This window comes from Hyphomicrobium sp. 99 (assembly GCF_000384335.2).
In the GTDB taxonomy this organism is placed as follows: Bacteria; Pseudomonadota; Alphaproteobacteria; order Rhizobiales; family Hyphomicrobiaceae; genus Hyphomicrobium_B.
Genome location: NZ_KQ031382.1, coordinates 1,263,429 through 1,283,755 on the forward strand (window position 1 = coordinate 1,263,429; position 20,327 = coordinate 1,283,755).

Below are 20,327 nucleotides of genomic sequence, written 5' to 3' on the forward strand. Positions count from 1 at the left end.
CGGGTTCGTTCAGTCTGGCCATTTGCTCACTTTGAGAATGCAAGGCGCGTGCGCCGATCGGAGTAAAATGTCTATTCACGTCAAGCGCCGCCGGCTCATGGCGCCCGACATCACCGCCCAGAAAGGCGGCGAGCCCATCGTTGCGCTCACGGCTTATCACGCACACACCGCAGCGATCGCGGACAACCACTGCGATTTTCTGCTCGTCGGCGACAGCCTCGGCATGGTGATGCACGGCTATGAAACGACGGTGCCCGTGCCGCTCGAATTGATGATCATGCACGGGAAGGCAGTTGTGCGCGGCTCGAAAAGGGCTCTCGTCGTCGTCGATATGCCGTTCGGCACTTACGAGGAAAGTCCCTCCATCGCCTTTCGCAACGCTGCGAAAGTGATGAAGGAAACCGATTGCGGCGCCGTGAAGCTCGAAGGCGGCCGCCGCATGGCGGAAACAATCCGCTACCTCGTCGATCGAGGCATTCCGGTGATGGCGCATATTGGCCTCACGCCCCAGTCAGTGAACGTGCTGGGCGGATTCAAGACGCAAGGCCGCACGATCGATCAGTGGCATGCGATCGAAGAGGACGCGCGCCTCGTCGCCGAAGCTGGAGCATTCGCAGTCGTTCTCGAAGCGATGACCGCGCCACTCGCCGAACGCATTACCAATGCCATCCCCATTCCGACTGTCGGGATCGGTGCGTCAGCCGGTTGCGACGGCCAGATCCTTGTCATGGAGGATATGCTGGGTCTGTCGCCGCACGTCCCGAAATTCGTGAAGCAGTTCGGCGCGATCGGAGCGGCCATCGATAGCGCCATCGCGTCCTACGCTGAGGCGGTCCGCGGCCGGACGTTCCCCGGGCAAGAGCATACATACAATATGAAGAGCGACGATGCCGAAGCGCCGCTCGCCACCGCCCGAGCCACGAAAAAGCCCAAGACCACGAGCACTTAGCGGTGTTAGGCCGAGGTTAATGTACGCTTACGCAAAGGAAACTTCGGGCGAGGGCTTGCTCGGAGCGCCCGCTCCGCTATCTATGCCCCGCTGGCCGGGCTGATCGTGAGAATATTCTCCGCCATCTCCGGCGACTAGATGAGGTTCAAGAGTTAATGGCCGACGATAATGACAGTCTGCTCCGCGAGGTCCAGGAGGAACTCCGCCGCGAGCAGATGCAGAAAATCTGGCAGCGCTATAATGGCCTGATTGTGGGCGCTGCGGCGCTCATTATTCTCGGCGTGGCAGGCTATCAATTCCTCGAGAAGCGTCGCATTACGGCCGCCGAGAAGGGCGGAGCCGATTTCACGGCCGCCGAGAGCCTCAGCGATCAGAAAAAGAAAGACGAGGCGGAGAAGGCCTTCAAGGCGATCGCTGATAGCGGTCCCGCAGGTTACGCCGCGCTCGCCAAGTTGCACCTCGCCGGCGACCAGGTGAAAGAAGGCAAGTCGGCGGATGCAGTTGCAACCTATGACTCGCTCGCGAAGCAGCCAGGCGTCGATGATCTGTTGAAAAACTTCGCCCAGCTGCAAGCCGCATCCCTACGGGCGGCAGATGCGGACTATCAGGAAATCCAGAATCGCCTGACACCTCTGATTGGCGAGGATGCGCCGTTCGATAAGAGTGCGCGTGAATTGCTCGGCATCGCAGCGTTCAAGGCAAAAAAGTTCGACGAGGCGCGCAAGTATCTTGAGCCTCTGCTTCTCGATCCCAATGCCTCGGATGCTCTGCAGGAGCGTGTTAAAGTCATAATGTCCAGCATAGCTGCCGACCAAGTCGCAGCGAACGCGCCGCCGGCCGCAACGCCACCGCAGGCGACGGCGGCAGAGCCTGCGAAACCGGCCGAGCCGGCGAAGACGGAAGCGGGCGCCGACAAAAAGTAGAACCGCGAAGCGGTGAGGGGAGAACGGGGTTGGGCAAAGGGGGACAGCAGATGCGTTTCGGTGCGTCGTCGCTTTTGGCGATCGCTGCTACGCTGTTGCTCGGCGGTTGCGCCGGTGACGGTCCGTCACTGCCGAAGTTGAGCGATCTCAACCCGTTCAAGGAAAAGCAAACGCCGTTGCCCGGCCGCCGCATTCCGATCGTCGAGACGACGGAAAGCATCTCCGCCAATCTGGCCGACGCAAATGCGCCGGTGATTATCCCAACAGCGCGCGCGAACGATTCATGGTCGCAGCCCGGCGGCGACCCCGGTAACGCACCCGGCAATCTCGCCCTGAATGGGCCGCTGCATCAGACGTGGAGCGCGAGCGCCGGCCAAGGAACTTCCAAAACCGGTCGTGTGACGGCTAGCCCGATCGTATACGACGGGCGCATCTACACGCTCGATGCGGCAGCAAATGTAGCGGCCTTCTCGCTCACCGGCTCGAGCGTCTTCACCATCTCGACGAGGCCCGACACGACTGTCGGCCTTGGCGGCTACGGTGGTGGTCTGGCCGCCGAGAACGGCCGCCTTTATATCGCAAACGGCTATGGCGTCGTCGCCGCTCTCGACCCCGCATCGGGCAAAGCAATTTGGACCAAGAACCTCGAGGTCCCCGTGCGCGCCGCTCCGACCGCATCCGGCGACCGGCTCTACGTCATCACGGTGGATGGTAAGTTCTATTGCTTGAACGGAGTTGACGGAGCCGAGATCTGGTCCGCCCGCGGACTGCCGCAAAGCGCCAGCCTGATGACCTCATCAAGCCCTGCCGTTGACCAGGATGTCGTCGTCGTGCCGTACCCTTCGGGGGACATCATGGCGTTCAAATTGACCGACGGCTCGACCGTTTGGACCGAAAACCTCTCTCGCACCCGTCAGACCTCGCAAATTGCCTCGATGAGCGATGTCGCACGGCCCGCGATTGATAATGGGACAGTGTTCGCCATCGGCCACGCCGGCCGCATGATCGCCGCCCGCGCCAAGACCGGCGACCGGTTGTGGTCCGCAAACATTCCGGGCTCCGAACCGCCGTGGGTCGCAGGCGACGCCGTTTACGTCGTTGACACGGGTGGACGCCTCATGGCGCTGAACCGCAACGATGGGAAAACGCGTTGGACGGCGCAGTTGCCTGCGGCAAAGAGTTATTCCGGCCCCGTTATGGCCGCTGGAACCCTGTGGCTCGTGTCGAGCAAGGGCGATATCGTGAGCGTTGACGCAGCAACCGGCAAGATTGGCGGCCAGATGAGCGTCGGCGACACGGTTTATATTCCGCCAATTGTGGCGCAGGGCAAAATGTTCGTTTTGACCGACTCGGCAAAACTCATCGCCCTCAACTGAGAATTGAGCTAGGAGGTCAATGTTGGCTGTCCGCTTTGCGCGGAGAGGCAACGATCCCCCAGCAATCATATTCTTGTCGGCTCCCTTTTGAATCTCCCTAATCACATTCCTGTCGTCGCGATCGTAGGCCGTCCCAACGTTGGCAAGTCGACCCTGTTCAACCGCCTGACCGGGACGCGCGCGGCGCTGGTCTCCGATCTGCCGGGCTTGACGCGCGACCGCCGTGAGGGCACCGCGGACCTCTTCGGCGCAGAAATTCGCCTCGTCGACACCGCAGGTCTCGAAGAGGCGCAACGCGGTTCGATCGCGGACCGCATGCGCAAGCAATCCGAGCAGGCGATCACCTCGGCGGATCTCATCCTTTTCGTCATCGATGCGCGCGCCGGCGTCACCGGCTCGGATAAGGAATTTGCCCGCATCGCCCGCCAGTCGGGGAAGCCGGTCGTCCTGGTTGCGAACAAGGCTGAAGGTCATAAGGGCACCGACGGCGTGCTCGATGCTTTCTCACTCGGGCTCGGCTCACCGATCGCTATCTCGGCGGAGCACGGCGAAGGCATCGGCGACCTCGCTGACGACGTTCTGGCCGCGCTCGGACTGAAGGCCGCGCCAACGACCAGGAAGCGCCGATCCAACGACGCTGAAGTGACCAGCGAAAAGCCCGAAGCAAAGCCGGAGCGCGAGAAGCGCATCCGCGTCGCAATCGTTGGCCGTCCGAACGCCGGCAAGTCGACGCTCGTGAACGCCTTGCTCGGCGAGGACCGGATGATAACGGGGCCGGAGCCAGGACTGACGCGCGACAGCGTCTCGAGCGACTTCGAATACAAAGGTCAGGCGATCCGGCTTTTCGATACCGCCGGACTTCGCCGCAAAGCCAAGATCACCGAGACCGCGGAGAAGCTGTCGGCGAGCGATGCAGTGCGCGCTATCCGCTTCGCCGAGGTCGTCGTGCTGCTGATCGATGCCGAACGGCCCTTCGAGCACCAGGATCTGACGATCGGCCACCGCGTCACCGAAGAAGGCCGCGCCCTCGTCGTTGCGATCAACAAGTGGGATCTCGTCCCCGAAAAGCAGAAGACGTTGCGCGAACTCAAGGCCCGCGTCGCCGAGAGTCTGGCACAGGTTCCAGGCGTTCCGCTCATCGCGATATCGGCGCGGTCGGAGAGCGGACTGGATCATCTGATGTCGGCTATCGCGAAAACCTATGAGACCTGGAATCGCCGCGTTTCGACGCCGCAGCTCAACCGCTGGCTTGAAGGCGCTCTGAGCCGTCACTCGCCGCCGGCAGTCCATGGACGCCGCATCAAGATCCGCTACGTCACGCAACCTTCAACCCGTCCCCCGACGTTCGTTGCGTTCTCACAGCGCGCGGAGGCGTTGCCTCAGTCCTATGTGAAGTACCTGACGAACTCTCTGCGCGAGACCTTCGATCTTCCCGGCGTTCCGATTCGCTTCAGTCTCCGCTCGGGCGACAATCCGTTCGCGCCGACGAAGCGGTAAGGCGAACGGCGCAACATCCTTTCCGCAATTTGAAATCGTGCGAGCAATACCGCGTGCTCGCAACGAGGAAAAAAGTTAATTTTCGAATCAAGTTCGTTCGCGTAGAGGACGCCAACCACGAAACTTCGAGGATCGACGAATGAGAAAGTTTGATGCGGCCCTGATGTCAGTTGTTTTGGCAGCAGGCACTGCAGTTTTCGCTGGCGCGGCTGCGGCTGCCTACACCGCGAAAGTCCGCCAGGCTTGCGCGGGTGACTATCAGAATTTCTGTTCTCAGTATTCTCCCGACAGCGTCGAACTTCGGCGCTGCATTGAGAGCAACAGAAAAGGCCTGACGCATACCTGCGTGACGGCACTGATCGACGCGGGCGAAGTCCCGGCGAAATATCTGAAGAAGTAAAATCTGAAAGAAGATCGCAGCGGGCGGGAGCGAGGGGCACCATGAAGGGCCGCCATGCTCACCGCCCGCACGGGCGTCAGCCGCATCAACTGGCGCCGCTCCGGACGGGGTTAGATAGGTGCCCCGCGCCCCCATTCAAGACCTGAGTTCAGCCTTCCCGCAAAATCTTGCGTTCTCGCGTCCGGTGCGCCATGCAAGCGGGATGGACGTTTTCTTCTACCATCTCGAGCAGCAAACTCTGGAGCGCGTTCTGCCGAGCCTCCTCGAGAAGACTCTCGCGCGCGGTTGGCGCGCGGTAGTCCAAGTCGGGAATGAGGAACGGCTGGAAGCGCTCGATCAAGCGTTGTGGACCTACGCCGACGACAGCTTTCTGCCGCACGGGACCGCCCGCATAGGCCATGCGAGTGAGCAGCCGGTTTATTTGACGCTGACCGACGAGACACCGAACGGCGCCGGCGTGCGATTTCTCGTCGATGGCGCCGAAGCGCGCGAGTTCAAGGGAGCCGAACGGTTTGTCTATGTATTCGACGGACACGATCCCGATGCCGTCGCCACCGCGCGCGCTCAATGGAAAGCTGCGAAAGCCGCGGGATGCGCCGTCACGTATTGGCAGCAGTCGCAAACCGGGCGCTGGGAACAGAAAGCCTGACGCGGTGATCCCGCCGCAGCGCGGCTTGCCGAGTATCACGAACGCGGTCGTCAAAGCATGAACTACCACCACGACTATCACGCCGGTAACTTCGCCGATGTCTTGAAGCACGTCATTCTGGCGCGCGTCCTGACGTACATGAAGCAGAAGCCGCGGCCGTTTCGCGTCATCGATACGCATGGTGGCGCTGGGCGCTACGATCTCGCCGGAACGGAAGCCAGCAAGACCGGCGAATGGCAGGACGGCATCGCCCGCCTGATCGATGCAGAGCTTCCTTCGCCCGCAGCCGAATTGTTGTCGCCCTACCTCGAAACGGTTCGCGCAATGAATGGCGCTGAACTTCGATATTATCCGGGAAGCCCGCTTATCGCGCGCCATCTGATGCGCCCCGAGGACGTGTTGATCGCGAACGAACTCAACCCCGCCGATTTCGCGCGGCTTAAGGACGAGCTTCGCCGCTTCAAATCGACGACGGTACTCAACATCGATGCCTGGCACGCGGTGAAGTCGTTGCTGCCGCCGAAGGAACGGCGTGGTCTCGTTCTGATCGATCCGCCGTTCGAAGAGCGAAGCGAGTTCGCCGACCTGGCAACCGCCGTCGGCGAGGCCATGGCGCGCTTTGCTTCGGGCACCTACGTCATCTGGTATCCCTTGAAAGACGAAGCGGCGGCGGATCGCTTCGTGGCAACGGCTACGTCGCGTTCCGGCCTCGAATTCCTCGATGTCAGGCTGGCTGTCATGAAGTCGTTTGCGGGCCTTGGGCTGACGGCCTCCGGCGTTCTGGTGATCAACCCGCCCTATACGCTTCGAGCAGAACTCGAAACGATCATGCCCGTGCTGAAAGATCAGCTGGCGGAGGGTTCCGGTGCCAGCTTTGAGTTGCGCTCCGCCGTTCAATAAGTGTCAGATGGTTGCTGTGCAGCATTTCGTCTTGCAAGGTGCCCGTATTTACAGGATAAATTGCCGCACGCTAAGGCGGGCAGCGGCACGGTAGCTCCCGACGCGTTCGACATGACCGGCGCGTTTTTTTGCGACCCGGCAGGAGGCGCTTGGGAACATTCGGCTCCGAGGCCCGCCGCGGTGTCGATGCGAAGCTTGCAACAAGCTTCCGTCGAATGCCGGGCCGCCAGGAGACGATGCATGCGCCAGACAGGTACCGTTAAATTTTATAATTCCCAGAAGGGCTACGGCTTCATCAAGCCGGACGCAGGGGGCAATGACGTTTTTGTACATGTAACTGCAGTTGAGCGATCCGGCATCGGTGAGCTCAATGAGGGGATGCGAATTTCATTTGAGACCGAGCCCGACAAACGCGGCAAAGGTCCGAAGGCCGTCGATCTCCAAAGAGCCGGCTGAAGTTCGTTGCGACGGGAATTGCTCACGTCGCGGCTCTGGTCGCGGCGACGAGTTAGTGTTGGCTTGAGCATCGTCGTTCGAATTTCCGCGTCGCTTTGACGTATGATTGTCAGCACTTCGAAGCGATTTGATCTTGGCATTGCCGCAGATGGGGAACAGCGCTCCGCCTGCTCTGGCGTTATCATGCGCGCGGTCGGTCCGAACGATTCGGGGGAGCACTTCGAAGCATTTGGCCTGTTCCGCATTTGAAAGCTTCGAACCCGAGGCTTTGAACAATGGTGTGACGAAGGCCGAGTATCCGGGATGGGAGCGGCTCGTCGGAAGGCGCACTTACAAGCGCAATTTCCGCGAGATCCCAGATGGCGGCATCACGCACCGGTCCAGGGGAGACTGAAAAATATGAAGACACTTATTCGTACAGGACTCATCGCATTCGCAGCCACAGTCGGAATGGCTTCGAGTTCGGCTTACGCCGGTTGCGTTCTCGCTGGCGGCGAGTCGGTCATGGTCACGGAGGACCTCGCGAAGTTCATGGCTGGCCAGGCACTCAAGCACTCGATCGAAAACCATGGCTGGAAACCGCATGGTGCCGTCAGGGTTCAGTGCGATACGTCGTCGATTGGCCTGCCGCATTGCACGGCTCGTCAGAAGGCTTGCGGCTGAACTGACACTGTCTTTCTGAGCGAGACTTTCAAAAGCGGGCCCTCAGAAATATCACTCGCCGGCGTCGCCCGCCGGCGAGTTTTTTATTTGCCTGAGCAAGTCACATCACTTTGCCATAGCGTTTCGAACGGCGCCGACGATCGCCGTCAGAATGCCGCCGCTGACCGCGCATCCCAGAATCTGAGTGATGATCGCAGATTGGTTCAGGGTATCGGCGGTCTCGGCGGTACGGGACACGAGCTCGAGAAGCTGGCCGCCGATGCCGCCGCCGACGATCCCCGCGATCGCATTGCCGAATGTTCCAAGGCTGAGCTTTTTGAGCAGAACCCCGGCGACATTGCCTGCGAGAGCCCCGCTGATGAGCTGAATGATCAGGAGAGCAATGTCCATGCGCCAATCTCCTCGAGTCCGACGGGACGAACGGCAAAGACCCGCAAAGTTTTCCTTATCGGCAAAGCCTTGCGCATGAAAGCGCTCCAGTAGTGGGAATCGTACCACACCCGCCGGATAAATCGTCGAGCTGGGTCCATGTGGTCGAGCCTAAACTCGCCGATCCGTTGTCAAGAAGTGACAGCCTTGCGCCAATTGCGGCGCGCAACCATTTCTTCAACTCCCGCTGCAAGAATTTAAGTATCTATGGGCTATATGAATGCGTGCGCAGTGAACGTCGTCGAAGAGAGGCTACAGCGATGAAAATCAGAATTATTTCGGCTATCGTCGCCGCTGTTGGGCTTTTCGGCGTTGCAGCCCCCGTGATTGCCGCCGATGGGCAATCTTCGTCGGATGGCTATGCACTTCGTCATAAGCGCGGCGGCTACTCGTACGACAAGTCCGAGTCGGTCAACACCTACGGCAACCCGGCGCGCAAAAAGCGGCCCCCCGGCCCCCCGTCATTCCGGGAGCAGACGATCGCTGGCCCGTTCGACAACAGCTTCTTTTTCGATTCGGGCGTGGGCAGCATCTGGGGCGGCAACTCGCCCTACATGCACTGACCACCTAGAGCATTGGTTTTCCTGAGCATAATTGCCGTCTGACCACACTGGCGGACGGGATTCTGTGAATTCTCCCCGCATCGGCTGTCAAACCTGTCAACTGATGCCGATGCGCCACTCGCCCTCGTCTTGCCATTGTGCTGACAATAGAAAGTCAGCCTGATCTCAAGGTGGGGCTTTGAGGGAGAATTACGTTATGCGCTTCTCGGTCAAACTCGTTTCGGCATTCGCATTGGCCGCGACCTTCGCTGTTGCAACAACAGTTTCGGCAAGTGCGGAGTGCAAGCGCTACGGGTTCACGGTCAACGACTACGGCAAGGACGGCCCGACCAAAGACGCGAAGGAGCTTCTCGACAAGCTCATCCAGTCGAAGATGACGGAGCGCGGCGTCAGCGATTATCGCACCGGCAAGAAGAGCGTCTCGTGCGAGATGTTTTTGAACTTCATCGTTTTCGATGAGCACACCTGCACCGCGGAAGCGACCGTGTGCTGGGGCGGCTCGACGCTTCCGAGTTCCGAACAGTCCGCAGTGGACGATCCCGAGCCTGCGAAGAAGACCGCAGCCGACACCGCGCCTGCCGAGGAAAAGCCCGCAAAGAAAAGCGTGACGAAGGAAGCGGCCCACGCGGACACTGCAACGCCTGCAGCACCCGTAGCTCACAAGACGGCCGCTCAGTCAGTGCCTGATCCGAAGTCGCTCCTCGCTCACAAGGCGAAAAAGACGGAAGAGAAGAAGCAGGTTGCCACGGCGCCAGCTCAGAGCAGCGAGGCAACCCCGTCCGAAGCGACCGTCAAGCCGATCAATACGACAAGCAAGGTTGAGACGGGTTCGTTAGCCGATGTTCCGGCAAAGCCCGTGAAACATAAGACGCAGAAGGCCGCTGTCGATGCACCGGCTGCTGCGCCCGCCAAGGCGGATGCGGACGATGCCGGATATCCGACGCCTCTGCCGCCTCAGGACGGCGCCGACGACGCCAAGTAAGGCCAAGCGCTGAACGAGAACGCCTCAAATTTTTCAAACCGCCGCTTGGTCAAGCGGCGGTTTGAATTTCGAGAAGCTTCATTTCGACGATCTGCCGATTGAACGGTTTCAAGAGGAAATTGTCGGCACCGTGTGTGAGTGCTCGCTGGATTTCGTGCGGATCGTTTTCCGTGACCAGATAAATGATGTAAGGCCGAACGCTGAGCGGCAAGGCGCGTATTTTCCCGAGAAGCTCTAAACTATTCGAGCCCGGCATGCGCCAATCGAGCAGGATATAATCGGGCGCTTCCGACCTCAGCCGCTCCATCGCCGCGATGGGGCTGTCGGCTTCACTGACGCGAAAGCCCAAGTTCTCGAAGATCAGCCGAGTGTATTTTCTGATGATCTCTGAATCATCGATGACGAAGCAGTGGAGCATGAGAAGGGCGTCTCGCAAGCAGAGTGCTGCACCAACCGACAGCAAGGCGACCAGAACAATCGGACGATGTTCTGAAAACTGCCCGTAAAATATTAAGGTGCGATTAAGACGTATGGCAGAATGCGGACGCGATCGTTGCCGATCGCGCCCTGTTCGGCCTCACCGAGCCTTAGCCCGCTGGTTTCGCGACGAGAAGAATGTCCGCGCCGTCCTTCAGGATCTCGAGCCGCATGCCAGCCGACGGCGCAATGCGCCACGTGTAGTAGGCCTGGATTGTGATCGCATCGAGCGCCAGCGGCTTGCCGGCGACGAAATCCGTCAGATATTGCGGCGGCCGCGCAGCCGTGCCCTTGCAACGGATAAGGAACGTCGGCTGCTCGAACGAGCCGCCGATCGAAACATCGATCTCACCTCCGCGCGGCAAAGCCGTCACGGCAGAGGCGATGAGATTGAGAAGCAGCTTCACCTTGTCCTTGGCGACGAGGCCTGGAGCGCCGCGCCAGATCAGCTTGTGCTTGCCCTGCGTGATGCTGACGAAGCCGCGCGAAATCTTTTCCGCAGTGGCGAGGTCGATCATGCTGCCGGCCGATCCGGCGGCACCGAAAGCGAAGCGCGCAAATTCCAACCGCGCGGAGGCCTGCTCCGTTACGTTGCGAATGACGTTCAGCGCGTAGCTTTTCGCCTGTTCGTCGTCCTCCTCGTCAAGGATTTCCAGTCCGTTGAAGATAGCGCCGACCGGATTGATGATGTCGTGACAGATCTTGCTCGAGATCATTGCGGCGAGTTCAAGATCTGACGGCGGAACGCGCTGGTTCATTAGTAGCCCTTTTCTGAGATGCTCCCTATCGAGAGCGTGCGGCAGCTCAAGCGCGACAGCGCGACGCGAACCGACGGGGGCCGCTTGCGATAATGCCCTGTGCTCTGATACATGCGCCGAATGACGGTTGCCAAGTCTCGCGGCCAATGGGCTCTCGAGGCCCGGATTTTCATGGAAGACATGGGTCTTACGCGCCACGGTAAGAACTGCGGTGCGGAAGACGTATTCGTATCGCGGGCTCGCTCCGTGCAAACTGATTCGAACTGGGGTTAGCTTCGCGATGTCGCCAATCGACGTCAACGATCACGATGCTCTGATCGCTGCCTTGCTCCCGGCTGTTCGCACGGCCGGACGGCTTGAGATGGCGCATTTCACCAACGGCGTAAAGTTCGAACAGAAAGCCGACAGGTCACCCGTAACGGTCGCCGATCAAGAGGCCGAGGACGTTCTTCTGGCGGCGCTCGCTCAAGTTGCGCCTGATGTGCCTGTCGTGGCCGAAGAGCAAATCGCAGCAGGCGGCGTCTGCGAATATGCCAAGCTCTTCTTCCTTGTCGACGCGCTTGACGGAACGCGGCTGTTCATTCGCGGCAAGCCCGAGTTTTCGATCAACATTGCTCTCGTCGAAGACGGAAAGACGCGATTTGGCTTGATCTATCTGCCTCCGTCCGAACGGCTGTTTGTGACGAGGTCGGATGGCGCGTCCTACGAGGCTCGCCTTTCTCAGCAAGAAGAAACGCCTTTCGCCGCGTTGAAGTTCAAACGTCTGGCGACACGCAAGCCTGATCCGGCTGCGCTGGTCGCCTTCAATAGCCGCGGCACCGGGAACGCCAGCTCCAGCCTCCTGACGACGCTCAAGGTGCAGGACGCAAGGCCGCTCGGCTCGTCCATGAAATTCTGCCTGATCGCAGCAGGCGAGGGCGATCTCTACGCGCGATTTGGCGAAACATACGAATGGGATACGGCCGCCGGCCAAGCAATCCTCGAGGCCGCGGGCGGCACGGTCGCGAAAATCGACGGAACGCAGTTGACCTACGGGCATTTCGAGCGCGGCTATCGCAACCCCTATTTCGTCGCCTGGGGACGCCAGCCATTGTGGCGCGGCGGTGAGGCCGGAATGCCCGCGCCAAGCGCATAGGCAACGCGAATTGGCCATACTTTAGCAACACATGGCGGCGAATCTGTAAAATAGAAGGCGAACACTCGCTCGGCCCTAGGTGGGCTGCACGAATCGCGTGCGATGGCCGGACGAGGGTCTCGTCGAATAAGAACAATGAGGGGTCACGCCGATGCGGCGCCGCGGCTTCGATAGAACAACGCGAATAAAAGGTGCGGCCTACGCATCGATCTTCAGCTTAGCTGCGTGCTTTTTCGTCGGAGGCTCGACCGCCGACGCGCAGGATGACGCCTATCGGCCGCCGGCGGACACTTACACCGGCCAAAGCGGCGTCGACTCATACCGCACAGCTCCGCCGCCGCCACCGGACAACAACTACGCCCCGCCGCCGCGAAACTCCGCAGGCGGAGATCCCTATGGCCCCTACAACGGTCCGCGTGATCAGGGTGGCGATCCCGGCGGCTACGGCGCGCCTTACGCGCCGCCTCCCGAAAGCGCAGGCCGCGGCTACGAGCCCGGTCCTCCCGAGCGAGACACATATTCGGAAGATGAAATCATCCGTGCCGGGAACCACTTCTTCGGCAAGGTCAGCGGTGGACTGGCGTCAGCCGTCGAATGGGCCTTCCAGAAGGCCGGCAGGCCCAATGGCTACATCCTGGGAGAGGACGCAGCCGGCGCCTTCGTTGCCGGTCTGGCTTATGGCGAGGGCACCCTTTACACGAAGGACGCCGGTTCCTTCCGGGTCTACTGGCAAGGTCCTTCGGTCGGCTATGATTTTGGCGCCGACGGCTCTAAAGTCATGACGCTGGTTTATAACCTCCGAGACCCAAACGACATTTTTGATCGTTTCGGTGGCGTCGAGGGAAGTGCCTACCTCGTAGGCGGCGTTAGCGTACAGTTCCAGAAGTCCGGCCACGTCTCCTTAGCCCCAATTAGGGCTGGAGTAGGCCTTCGGCTGGGTGCCAATGTCGGCTATTTGAAGTATACAAGGAGCCCAACCTGGAACCCATTCTGATGGCCGCGGCCAGCTCAGTACGGGTTTGGCATGGTAGCGAGGCCCAAAAGTGGGCTTTTCTGCCGGTTAGAAATTGTTGCCATCGGCGGGGGCCGAGAAGCTTTTCAATTCAGGGCGAGTTTTCTTGATAACCCTTTCTGCCGCGATGCTCGTGATGCTGGGCTTTCTAATCGCGGCCCTGATCGTGGTTGTGCTTTTGCCTGCCTACAGGCGGCGCGTCGAACGCTTTACCTCCGAAGCATTGAAACGGACGCTCCCGCTCACCGAAGCCGAAATTCGCGCCGACAAAGACCGCCTGCGCGCTGACTTCGCGATGGAAGTGCACCGCCTCGAATCCAAGCTCGAGGAAGCGAGCCTGACGGCCGCGCGCCAAAGGGTCGAGGTCAATCGCCGCGACGCCAAGATCCAGGAACTGTCCGAGTCGATCGCCGATCAGAAGATGAGCGTCGAGGAGCATGAAAATGCTCGCCGCGTTCTCGAGCAGGCCATCCTCGACAGATTGCCGAAGGTTGAGCAGCGTCTCGTCGAGACGCGAAAGCTGCTGGCCACGCGCGACCGAGAGATCAAGACGTTGTCCGCGACGAGTGCCAAGCAGGCCGCGGCGCTCGAGGAAGCAACCCAGCTCAACAAGCAACGCGAAAGAGAACTCGCTCAGTTGCGCACGGCGCTCGAAACGCGAGCGGTTCGCAATCGCGCCGGTTCGGCTGGCGCAATCGCTGATAGCGACGTCGCTCTTCGCACCGAACTTGAAGCCATGCGCGAGAAGACGCGCGAACAGGCCGCTCTGATTGAACGCCTGAAGGGCGCCGCCGCGGTTGCTCAATCGGCTCCCGAGCGCGACGAGCAGAATGCGGAAATTAAGCGGTTGCTGCTGACCCTCGCCAAGACGGAGGCCGAGTTGGCCTCGCTTAAGTCTTCGATCGGCGGCGATGACGCGGAAAAAATGGCGCTCGAAGATCGCATTGCCGATCTTCAGTCGGCTGTCGATGCGAAGTCGACCGAGATGGCGAAGCTCAAGGCCGCGCTCAAAGTCTACGAGGAGAAGGACGCTGAGCCGCGAGGCCTGGCGGATAAAGCGGATCTCAGCGCACTGCAGGCCGAGCTCGAAAATCAGCGCCGCATCATCACCGAGCTTCGTGCCGAGATCGCTTCTGGCCAGGAACGTCTGTCGCGGCAGGCCCTTCGCTTCCACGAAGAGCTTCGGCGGATAAATCCGGAGCCGGTTGCGGAACCGTCAGCCGATAAGGCCGGTTCGCCGCGGCCCTCGCTCGCGGAACGCATTTCGTCTCCGCGCGGACCGCGCCCGGCGGTCGCCTCAAATGATCACGGGGCGGAAACACCCGATCAGCAGCGGCCGGGATCGTATCTGCGCGCTTTGAACAGCAATGGTGCGGGCGCACCGGGTGACGCAGCCGCGGACAAGCCGCCGTCATTACCGGCCAGTGAAGCAGACCAGAGTGCTAGTCCCGCAACCCCGCCGCACCGTCCCCGCCTTCTCGAGCGCATTAGCGGCATCGATAAGCGCTAGCTGTCGGCGAAAGGAAAGGGATCGCTAGCAAGGGGCATAGCGTTTCCAAACATTGCCTTGCCGCCCGCAGTTCCCATCTTATGGTATCGGCTGAGGCAGTACGTTGAACCTGTAACCTCTCATTACGCGGCGGATTATGACTGAAGTCCAACACCGGCACGACGATCACAGCGCTGACCATGATCACGGGGCTCACGGCCATAACCACAGTCATAGCCACAGCCACAGTCATGTGCCGAAGGATTTCGGGTTCGCATTCGCGCTGGGAACGGCTCTGAACCTCGGCTTCGTTCTCGTCGAGGTCATAGCCGGGTTCCTCGCCAACTCGATGGCGCTTGTCGCCGACGCGGGTCACAACTTCGGTGACGTCCTGGGCCTCCTGATGGCCTGGGGCGCGAGCGTCCTCGTAAAGCGCCGGCCCACGCCGCGCTTCACCTACGGCTTCGGATCATCGACGATATTGGCCGCACTCGCCAACGCGGTTCTGCTTCTCGTGGCCGTCGGCGCAATTGTGCTCGAAGCCAGCCAGCGCCTGATCACACCGGAGCCCGTAGCAGGCGGCATGATGATCGCCGTCGCCGCCGTTGGAATCGTGATCAACGGATTCACCGCTTGGCTGTTCGTTTCAGGCAGCGAACGCGACGTCAATATTCGGGGCGCCTATCTGCACATGATGGCGGACACGGGCGTTTCGCTCGGTGTCGTCGTCGCCGGCGTAGCGGTGGTCCTCACGGGATGGAATTGGCTCGATCCCGTCGTCAGTCTCATCATCGCCGTCGTCATCGTCTGGAGCACGTGGGGACTTCTGAAGGATTCCATGCACCTTGCGATGCAGGGCGTGCCGGTCACCATCGATGTCGCAAAAGTGCAACTGCGACTTCTGGAGCTGCCCGGCGTCGTCAGCATCCACGATCTCCACATCTGGCCGATGAGCACGACGGCAACGGCGTTGACCTGCCATCTGGTCATGCCCGATGGCCACCCCGGCGACGCGTTCATCGAAACGGCGACGAAAATGCTGCACGACGAATTCGAGATCCGCCACGCGACGTTCCAGTTCGAGGTGAGCGGCGATGCCCCGTGTGGCCTTGGCGCAGGCTGCACCGCTGTGGCTGGCCATCATGCGCACGCTTGATACCCATCCCAGCACCTTCCCCAATTGATCCGTAGATGCGGTGAGCCGGTAATCGTCTCAAGGCACGCGCAAGCCAAACCTGAAACAGATCAACTATTCTGCGAGCTGTTGGGGTGAGACGTGAAAATACTTCTTGTCGGCCATGGCTACGTAGGCAGCTACTTGTTACCGGTCCTGGCTCAAGCCGGACTTGACGTTTCTGTTTGCGACCAAAACGTCGAGCGTCTCGCGGGCGTGCCGAACGCCATGCGCTGCCGCTATCAGGAACTGACGATAGCGGATCTCGCCGATTTCAATGTCATCCTGTGGTTCGCAGGGCATTCGAGCGTCCCGATGTCGCTCAGTGACCCCGACGGCGCCCTCGCCAACAACTGCCTCGACCTTCTCCATTTCGCGCGCCGCAAACAGCTCAATGCGCGATTGATCTACGCCAGCACCGCGAGCGTCTATTCGGTGATGATGTCGGAGAATGGCATAGCGCCGCCGTCGCTCGACGAATCCGAGACCCGGCTCGACCCGGTCAATCCCTACGACTGCTCGAAGGTCTCGATGGACGCGCTCGCCCGTTGCTTCGCGAACGCGATAACCGGAATTCGCCTCGGCACGGTGTGCGGCATGAGCCCCTTCCTGCGCCCCGAGCTGATCTTCAATGCGATGAATATCGCCGCGATGCGCGATGGCTGTGTTCAAGTCCGCAATAGGCGCTCCTATCGCAACATCCTCTTCCTCGAAGATCTGGCTCATTACGTCTTGAGGCTCATCGAGCTTCGCGATGATCTTCCGCCGATCCTGAACACCGGTTCGCTCAACATCAGCATCGGTCAGCTCGCCGACAGCATCGCAGCATTCCATGGTGTGCCCGTGGTCGATCACGGCAACGCGCTGACGTACTCATTCCAGATGAATTGTCAGAAGATCCAGTCGCTGTGCGGCGCGGCGCGCGCCATCGGCATTGCCGAACGCTGCGAGCGTTTCAGCGCAAGCTATCGCCCCGAGTTAAAAGCAGCATCATGACGGTAGATTGCGAACCACAGCGTACCTGCATCGTTTGCAATGGGCTGGTGAAGCCCTTGCTCGACTTGGACGTTCAGCCGCCCGCTAATCAGCTGCTCGCAGATCCTGACGAGGCGCACGAAGCGTTTCCATTAGGTTTTGCGATTTGCCCCGATTGCACGCACGGACAGCTCACGCACTTCGTCGATCCGGCTAAGCTGTTCAAGCATTATCTCTACGCGAGCGGAACGAGCGGAACGCTCAAGGCTTACTTCGAATGGTTCGCCGATACGTTGCTGCGCGCGAGCAAGCCCGGCGCCCGCGTTCTGGAGATTGCTTCCAACGACGGCAGCCTCTTGGGATGCCTGGAAGCGCGAGGCTTCGACGCCGTGGGCGTCGATCCCGCAGAAAACCTCAATAAGATCGCCACCGCCGCCGGGCGAAAAGTCGTCACCGGCTTCTTTCCTGCCGCGCGGCCCGAAGGGCAATTCGATATCATCATCGCGATGAACGTCGCGGCCCACACGCCAGACCCGGCGACGTTCATGCGCGGTGTGCGCGAATGCTTGGCTCCGGGCGGCATTGCGATCATTCAGACGAGCCAAGCGTTGATGATCGCCAATGGCGAATTCGATACCGTCTATCATGAGCATTATTCATTCTACACTGTCGCTTCGATGGCCCGCCTCGCCGAGATCTGCGGCTTGCGAGTCGAGGCGTCTCAGCTCACCTCTGTGCATGGCGTGAGCCTGCTTTCTTTCCTCAGAAGATCGGACGATGCGTCCCCGCCCTTCGCTTTCGAGGGCGGCGAGCCTTTCACCGTCGCGTGGCCGTCGCCGACACCGCCGTCGCTGTCTCGCGATCTCTCCGGCGACGAGGTCCTGAGCGCGTACGCGACATTTGCCGACGGCGCGAAGGGCGCGATGAGCGCCGCAGCGGAAGTCGTCAATCAGCATCAGGCATCAGGCCGTAAAATCGCTCTCGTTGGCGTTGCGGCGAAAGCGCTGACCTTCGTCCGCGCTGCTGGCATTGTCCCTGACGTCTACCTCGACGAAGCGGCGCTGAAGGTCGGCTTGACCATTCCGGGCACCGAGCATGCGATCCAGCCATTCAGCAAAGCAGCTGATATCGCTGGCGACACGACGTTTCTGATCGGAGCCTGGAACTTTGCGGATGAGCTCATCCGGAAGATCAGGCAGCAAAGCGCGGGCGCTTCGCCGAAATTCATAATCTATTTTCCGCAGCTTCGTGAGATCGGGTGAGACGGCATGCCGAAGCGGGTCGTCATCTCCCACTTCTTCAACGAGGCTTATCTGCTCCCTTGGTGGCTTCGCCATCATCGTGAGATCTTCGATCACGGCGTGCTGATCGATTATCATTCCACGGACGCGTCCGTTGAAATCTGCCGCGAACTGGTGCCCCATTGGGAAATCGTCCCCTCGGAAAACGCCACGTTTGCAGCGCTTCTCTGCGATTTCGAAGTGATGAAGCATGAGCAGCGTTTCCCGGACGCGTGGAAATTAGCGCTCAACACCACCGAATTTTTTGTCGCTCCAGGATTGGATAAGATGGAGCGCCTTATGACCCAGCACGACCTGACGGGCGTCTGCCTGCCAGGCGCCGTGATGGTCGATACCGATCCGCAGAATCCCGCCGATCCGTTGCGGCCGTTGGTCGAGCAAAAGGCAACGGGTATTTGGGAAGACGAGATCGACTTCGCGTCTTTGGCCATCCCGGGCCTGACATTTCCGACCCGCAGCAGGCTCTATCATCGCTACACGATCGGAGCGTATACGCCCGGCCGGCATTCATCGCATTTGCCGCGCCAATGCAACGGCAGTCGCGACCTCGGATCAATCAGATGGTACGGGTTCAGTCCGTGGTCGAATGCCTTCAAGGCCCGAAAACTGCAGATTTCGTCAAAGCGCGACAGCTTCGACATCAAAAACGGTTTCGGTGCGCAGCATCAGGCCGACATTGCCGAACTCGATGGACGCTGGTCGAAGCTCGCAGCCCTGAGCGGCGTATTACGTAACGCCGCTTGATTTCTTTCACATTACGATAGCTAACCGGCGCTCGGCATGACCGTCGCTGCAATCGTCTCGCGCAATATTTTTGCCTGATCGCGTTTCGCGAACACTTCGAACGCGCGCCGTTCAAGTTCCCGGCGACGCGGCTCGTCGCGAACGAGTGCAACGCAGCTCGAAACGAGATCCTCGTACGGCACCGACAGCATCGCGCTTTTGATATCCTCGTCGATCTCCGTCCGAGGACCGCATTCGGTTACGACAGCTTTACGGTTCGCGAGCAGATACGAGGTCCGGACGATCTCGTGAATGCTGTCCTCATAGAAGTGCATGTTGAGAACGACTTTTGCGTCCGCAATCGCCCGGTCGCGCGCGTCTCCATAAACGTTGAAGAGATGCTTCACGTTGAGACCAGCTGCACCGAGCGCTGCAAGAACCGCCTGACGGCGAGGGTTTGTACTGCCGTAGAAGAGAACGTCGATCGGCTGTGCGGAAGGGGGCAGATCGCGCGTCAGCTCCGGCGCATATCCGATACTGACATGGCGGACATACGGGCTGCCCGTGAGCCGCCGCAGTTCATGGATGTTGCGAACGCTGTAATCCCAAACCGCGAGACGACGTAGGAGGCTGAGATAAATTGGCCGCGAGCGTACGTCGAACCCTGCGACCTGCTCGAGATTGACGATTACCGTGTTCAGCGGAACCCGGTCCGCGAGTTCCTGCGAGTCGATAAGATGCGCGCCGAGAAGCAGATTGATGCCCGATGCATGCAGCGCATTGGTCTTGCGCTCGACCTCCACGCCAAGTGACCTGAGGCCGCTCTCGAAGCCCAGAGCGAGATCGTCGAATCCAGCCGAATGCGGATTGCCATCGGGCGAGATCGTGACGAGGCTGACGCGTCGCCAAGCCGGAGGGATGAGGTCCGTGCTTAGGAAATCCAGTTCGAACAGGTCCGCATCCGGGCGCGCCGCGGGTTTAACTGTCGGCAAAGGCGCGACGGTCGCCGGCGCCGTTTGACCGCCCGAACGCCGCGCAACGGCGTTTTGCAGCTTGCTCTGAACCAAAGGCGCGGACGGATCGAGTTCCAACGCTGAGCTGAAGGCTTCGACGGCACCCTCGAACTGTCCGAGCTTGACGAAAATGTCGCCGAGCATTTCCCACGACGAAGCGGAATTGTAACCGAGGCTGATGGCTTTGCCTTTGGCGCGCGCCGCAAATTCGAGCTTGCCGAGTGGAATGAGAACCGTCGCCAAAGCCTCATACGCATCGGCCGAGTCGGGCTCTTTCACGATCGCCTTGGCGAAGAGCTCCGCAGCAACATCAAGCTCGCCCAGGCGAGCGATCTGCAACCCATGAAGCAGCAATTCCGTGGCCGAAGCCGTGTAAGGATCGAACGGAGCGACGTCGCTCTGAGGGCCATCGGCGCGATCCGATTCATCATCGATCAGATCGGACAGCGAAGGCCATTGGTTCGTTGCCATCGAATTCTCCGG

22 protein-coding genes are annotated in these 20,327 nt (G+C 60.4%); 18 read left to right on the forward strand and 4 right to left on the reverse strand.

Annotation, left to right across the window (positions count from 1 at the left end):
- The first annotated feature begins 67 nt into the window (after positions 1-67).
- From panB to G359_RS06275, 9 genes are all read left to right on the forward strand, one after another.
- Entirely contained in the window at positions 68-949 is an 882-nt protein-coding gene (gene panB, locus G359_RS06235; protein ID WP_045835422.1) for a 3-methyl-2-oxobutanoate hydroxymethyltransferase, read from the forward strand.
- A gap of 155 nt (positions 950-1,104) precedes the next feature.
- A complete protein-coding gene (locus G359_RS06240; protein ID WP_045835423.1) occupies positions 1,105-1,872 on the forward strand; it encodes a tetratricopeptide repeat protein in 768 nt (255 codons plus the stop codon).
- Between the two features lie 50 nt (positions 1,873-1,922).
- On the forward strand, positions 1,923-3,248 hold the full coding sequence (locus tag G359_RS06245) for an outer membrane protein assembly factor BamB family protein (RefSeq protein ID WP_156150684.1): 1,326 nt from the start codon (positions 1,923-1,925) through the stop codon (positions 3,246-3,248).
- An 87-nt stretch (positions 3,249-3,335) separates the two neighbouring features.
- Entirely contained in the window at positions 3,336-4,745 is a 1,410-nt protein-coding gene (gene der, locus G359_RS06250) for a ribosome biogenesis GTPase Der (RefSeq protein ID WP_245279945.1), read from the forward strand.
- Positions 4,746-4,884: 139 nt separating this feature from the next.
- Entirely contained in the window at positions 4,885-5,145 is a 261-nt protein-coding gene (locus G359_RS06255) for a hypothetical protein (protein WP_052699215.1), read from the forward strand.
- A 202-nt stretch (positions 5,146-5,347) separates the two neighbouring features.
- Positions 5,348-5,794, forward strand: coding sequence for a DNA polymerase III subunit chi (locus G359_RS06260; RefSeq protein WP_045835425.1), 447 nt, complete (start codon positions 5,348-5,350; stop codon positions 5,792-5,794).
- A gap of 57 nt (positions 5,795-5,851) precedes the next feature.
- Positions 5,852-6,694, forward strand: a complete 843-nt coding sequence (locus G359_RS06265) for a 23S rRNA (adenine(2030)-N(6))-methyltransferase RlmJ (protein ID WP_045835426.1) — start codon at positions 5,852-5,854, stop codon at positions 6,692-6,694.
- Positions 6,695-6,934: 240 nt separating this feature from the next.
- On the forward strand, positions 6,935-7,150 hold the full coding sequence (locus tag G359_RS06270) for a cold-shock protein (protein ID WP_013948788.1): 216 nt from the start codon (positions 6,935-6,937) through the stop codon (positions 7,148-7,150).
- A gap of 399 nt (positions 7,151-7,549) precedes the next feature.
- Positions 7,550-7,813 (forward strand): hypothetical protein, encoded by a 264-nt coding sequence (locus tag G359_RS06275; RefSeq protein ID WP_045835427.1) that lies wholly within the window; start codon positions 7,550-7,552, stop codon positions 7,811-7,813.
- Between the two features lie 105 nt (positions 7,814-7,918).
- Here G359_RS06275 and G359_RS06280 read toward each other — a convergent pair whose 3' ends face one another.
- Positions 7,919-8,203, reverse strand: coding sequence for a hypothetical protein (locus G359_RS06280; protein ID WP_045835428.1), 285 nt, complete (start codon positions 8,201-8,203; stop codon positions 7,919-7,921).
- 92 nt (positions 8,204-8,295) lie between these two features.
- Between G359_RS06280 and G359_RS20345 the strand changes: the two genes are divergently transcribed.
- Together G359_RS20345 and G359_RS06290 are read left to right on the forward strand one after the other, a co-directional pair.
- The gene (locus tag G359_RS20345; RefSeq protein ID WP_156150685.1) at positions 8,296-8,805 is read left to right on the forward strand and encodes a hypothetical protein; all 510 of its coding nucleotides are present in this window, start codon (positions 8,296-8,298) and stop codon (positions 8,803-8,805) included.
- 196 nt (positions 8,806-9,001) lie between these two features.
- Complete coding sequence (locus G359_RS06290) at positions 9,002-9,787, forward strand: hypothetical protein (RefSeq protein ID WP_045835430.1); 786 nt, start codon at positions 9,002-9,004, stop codon at positions 9,785-9,787.
- 49 nt (positions 9,788-9,836) lie between these two features.
- Here the strand turns inward: G359_RS06290 and G359_RS06295 are convergent, their stop codons facing one another.
- Both G359_RS06295 and G359_RS06300 read right to left on the reverse strand, forming a co-directional pair.
- Entirely contained in the window at positions 9,837-10,205 is a 369-nt protein-coding gene (locus G359_RS06295; protein ID WP_045835431.1) for a response regulator, read from the reverse strand.
- 169 nt (positions 10,206-10,374) lie between these two features.
- A complete protein-coding gene (locus tag G359_RS06300; RefSeq protein ID WP_045835432.1) occupies positions 10,375-11,022 on the reverse strand; it encodes a histidine phosphotransferase family protein in 648 nt (215 codons plus the stop codon).
- Positions 11,023-11,302: 280 nt separating this feature from the next.
- On the opposite strand from G359_RS06300, the gene G359_RS06305 reads away from it, so the two are divergent.
- The 7 genes from G359_RS06305 to G359_RS06335 all read left to right on the forward strand — a co-directional run bounded on the left by G359_RS06305 (position 11,303) and on the right by G359_RS06335 (position 18,852).
- On the forward strand, positions 11,303-12,157 hold the full coding sequence (locus G359_RS06305; protein ID WP_045835433.1) for a 3'(2'),5'-bisphosphate nucleotidase CysQ family protein: 855 nt from the start codon (positions 11,303-11,305) through the stop codon (positions 12,155-12,157).
- 151 nt (positions 12,158-12,308) lie between these two features.
- The gene (locus G359_RS06310) at positions 12,309-13,151 is read left to right on the forward strand and encodes a DUF1134 domain-containing protein (RefSeq protein WP_045835434.1); all 843 of its coding nucleotides are present in this window, start codon (positions 12,309-12,311) and stop codon (positions 13,149-13,151) included.
- Positions 13,152-13,275: 124 nt separating this feature from the next.
- Positions 13,276-14,679 carry a hypothetical protein gene (locus G359_RS06315; protein WP_045837726.1) on the forward strand — a complete coding sequence of 468 codons (1,404 nt, stop codon included), beginning with the start codon at positions 13,276-13,278 and terminating at the stop codon, positions 14,677-14,679.
- A gap of 136 nt (positions 14,680-14,815) precedes the next feature.
- Positions 14,816-15,814, forward strand: coding sequence for a cation diffusion facilitator family transporter (locus G359_RS06320; RefSeq protein ID WP_045835435.1), 999 nt, complete (start codon positions 14,816-14,818; stop codon positions 15,812-15,814).
- A gap of 120 nt (positions 15,815-15,934) precedes the next feature.
- Positions 15,935-16,828: an NAD-dependent epimerase/dehydratase family protein gene (locus G359_RS06325; RefSeq protein ID WP_045835436.1), complete on the forward strand. Its 894-nt coding sequence runs from the start codon at positions 15,935-15,937 to the stop codon at positions 16,826-16,828.
- The gene (locus G359_RS06330; protein ID WP_045835437.1) at positions 16,825-18,069 is read left to right on the forward strand and encodes a class I SAM-dependent methyltransferase; all 1,245 of its coding nucleotides are present in this window, start codon (positions 16,825-16,827) and stop codon (positions 18,067-18,069) included. The genes G359_RS06325 and G359_RS06330 overlap by 4 nt, the downstream gene beginning before the upstream one ends.
- Before the next feature lie 6 nt (positions 18,070-18,075).
- Positions 18,076-18,852, forward strand: a complete 777-nt coding sequence (locus G359_RS06335) for a glycosyltransferase family 2 protein (protein ID WP_052699216.1) — start codon at positions 18,076-18,078, stop codon at positions 18,850-18,852.
- Between the two features lie 20 nt (positions 18,853-18,872).
- On the opposite strand, the gene G359_RS19615 is transcribed toward G359_RS06335, so the two are convergent.
- Positions 18,873-20,315: a tetratricopeptide repeat protein gene (locus G359_RS19615; protein WP_052699217.1), complete on the reverse strand. Its 1,443-nt coding sequence runs from the start codon at positions 20,313-20,315 to the stop codon at positions 18,873-18,875.
- Positions 20,316-20,327: the final 12 nt, after the last annotated feature.

Excerpts from the sequence above, each read along its gene's own strand:
- panB (WP_045835422.1), top strand. The coding sequence starts at position 68 with ATGTCTATTCACGTCAAGCGCCGCCGGCTCATGGCGCCCGACATCACC.
- G359_RS06240 (WP_045835423.1), top strand. The coding sequence starts at position 1,105 with ATGGCCGACGATAATGACAGTCTGCTCCGCGAGGTCCAGGAGGAACTC.
- G359_RS06245 (WP_156150684.1), top strand. The coding sequence starts at position 1,923 with ATGCGTTTCGGTGCGTCGTCGCTTTTGGCGATCGCTGCTACGCTGTTG.
- G359_RS06255 (WP_052699215.1), top strand. The coding sequence starts at position 4,885 with ATGAGAAAGTTTGATGCGGCCCTGATGTCAGTTGTTTTGGCAGCAGGC.
- G359_RS06260 (WP_045835425.1), top strand. The coding sequence starts at position 5,348 with ATGGACGTTTTCTTCTACCATCTCGAGCAGCAAACTCTGGAGCGCGTT.
- G359_RS06265 (WP_045835426.1), top strand. The coding sequence starts at position 5,852 with ATGAACTACCACCACGACTATCACGCCGGTAACTTCGCCGATGTCTTG.
- G359_RS06270 (WP_013948788.1), top strand. The coding sequence starts at position 6,935 with ATGCGCCAGACAGGTACCGTTAAATTTTATAATTCCCAGAAGGGCTAC.
- G359_RS06275 (WP_045835427.1), top strand. The coding sequence starts at position 7,550 with ATGAAGACACTTATTCGTACAGGACTCATCGCATTCGCAGCCACAGTC.
- G359_RS06280 (WP_045835428.1), bottom strand. The coding sequence starts at position 8,203 with ATGGACATTGCTCTCCTGATCATTCAGCTCATCAGCGGGGCTCTCGCA.
- G359_RS06290 (WP_045835430.1), top strand. The coding sequence starts at position 9,002 with ATGCGCTTCTCGGTCAAACTCGTTTCGGCATTCGCATTGGCCGCGACC.
- G359_RS06295 (WP_045835431.1), bottom strand. The coding sequence starts at position 10,205 with ATGCTCCACTGCTTCGTCATCGATGATTCAGAGATCATCAGAAAATAC.
- G359_RS06300 (WP_045835432.1), bottom strand. The coding sequence starts at position 11,022 with ATGAACCAGCGCGTTCCGCCGTCAGATCTTGAACTCGCCGCAATGATC.
- G359_RS06305 (WP_045835433.1), top strand. The coding sequence starts at position 11,303 with ATGTCGCCAATCGACGTCAACGATCACGATGCTCTGATCGCTGCCTTG.
- G359_RS06310 (WP_045835434.1), top strand. The coding sequence starts at position 12,309 with ATGCGGCGCCGCGGCTTCGATAGAACAACGCGAATAAAAGGTGCGGCC.
- G359_RS06320 (WP_045835435.1), top strand. The coding sequence starts at position 14,816 with ATGACTGAAGTCCAACACCGGCACGACGATCACAGCGCTGACCATGAT.
- G359_RS06330 (WP_045835437.1), top strand. The coding sequence starts at position 16,825 with ATGACGGTAGATTGCGAACCACAGCGTACCTGCATCGTTTGCAATGGG.
- G359_RS06335 (WP_052699216.1), top strand. The coding sequence starts at position 18,076 with ATGCCGAAGCGGGTCGTCATCTCCCACTTCTTCAACGAGGCTTATCTG.
- G359_RS19615 (WP_052699217.1), bottom strand. The coding sequence starts at position 20,315 with ATGGCAACGAACCAATGGCCTTCGCTGTCCGATCTGATCGATGATGAA.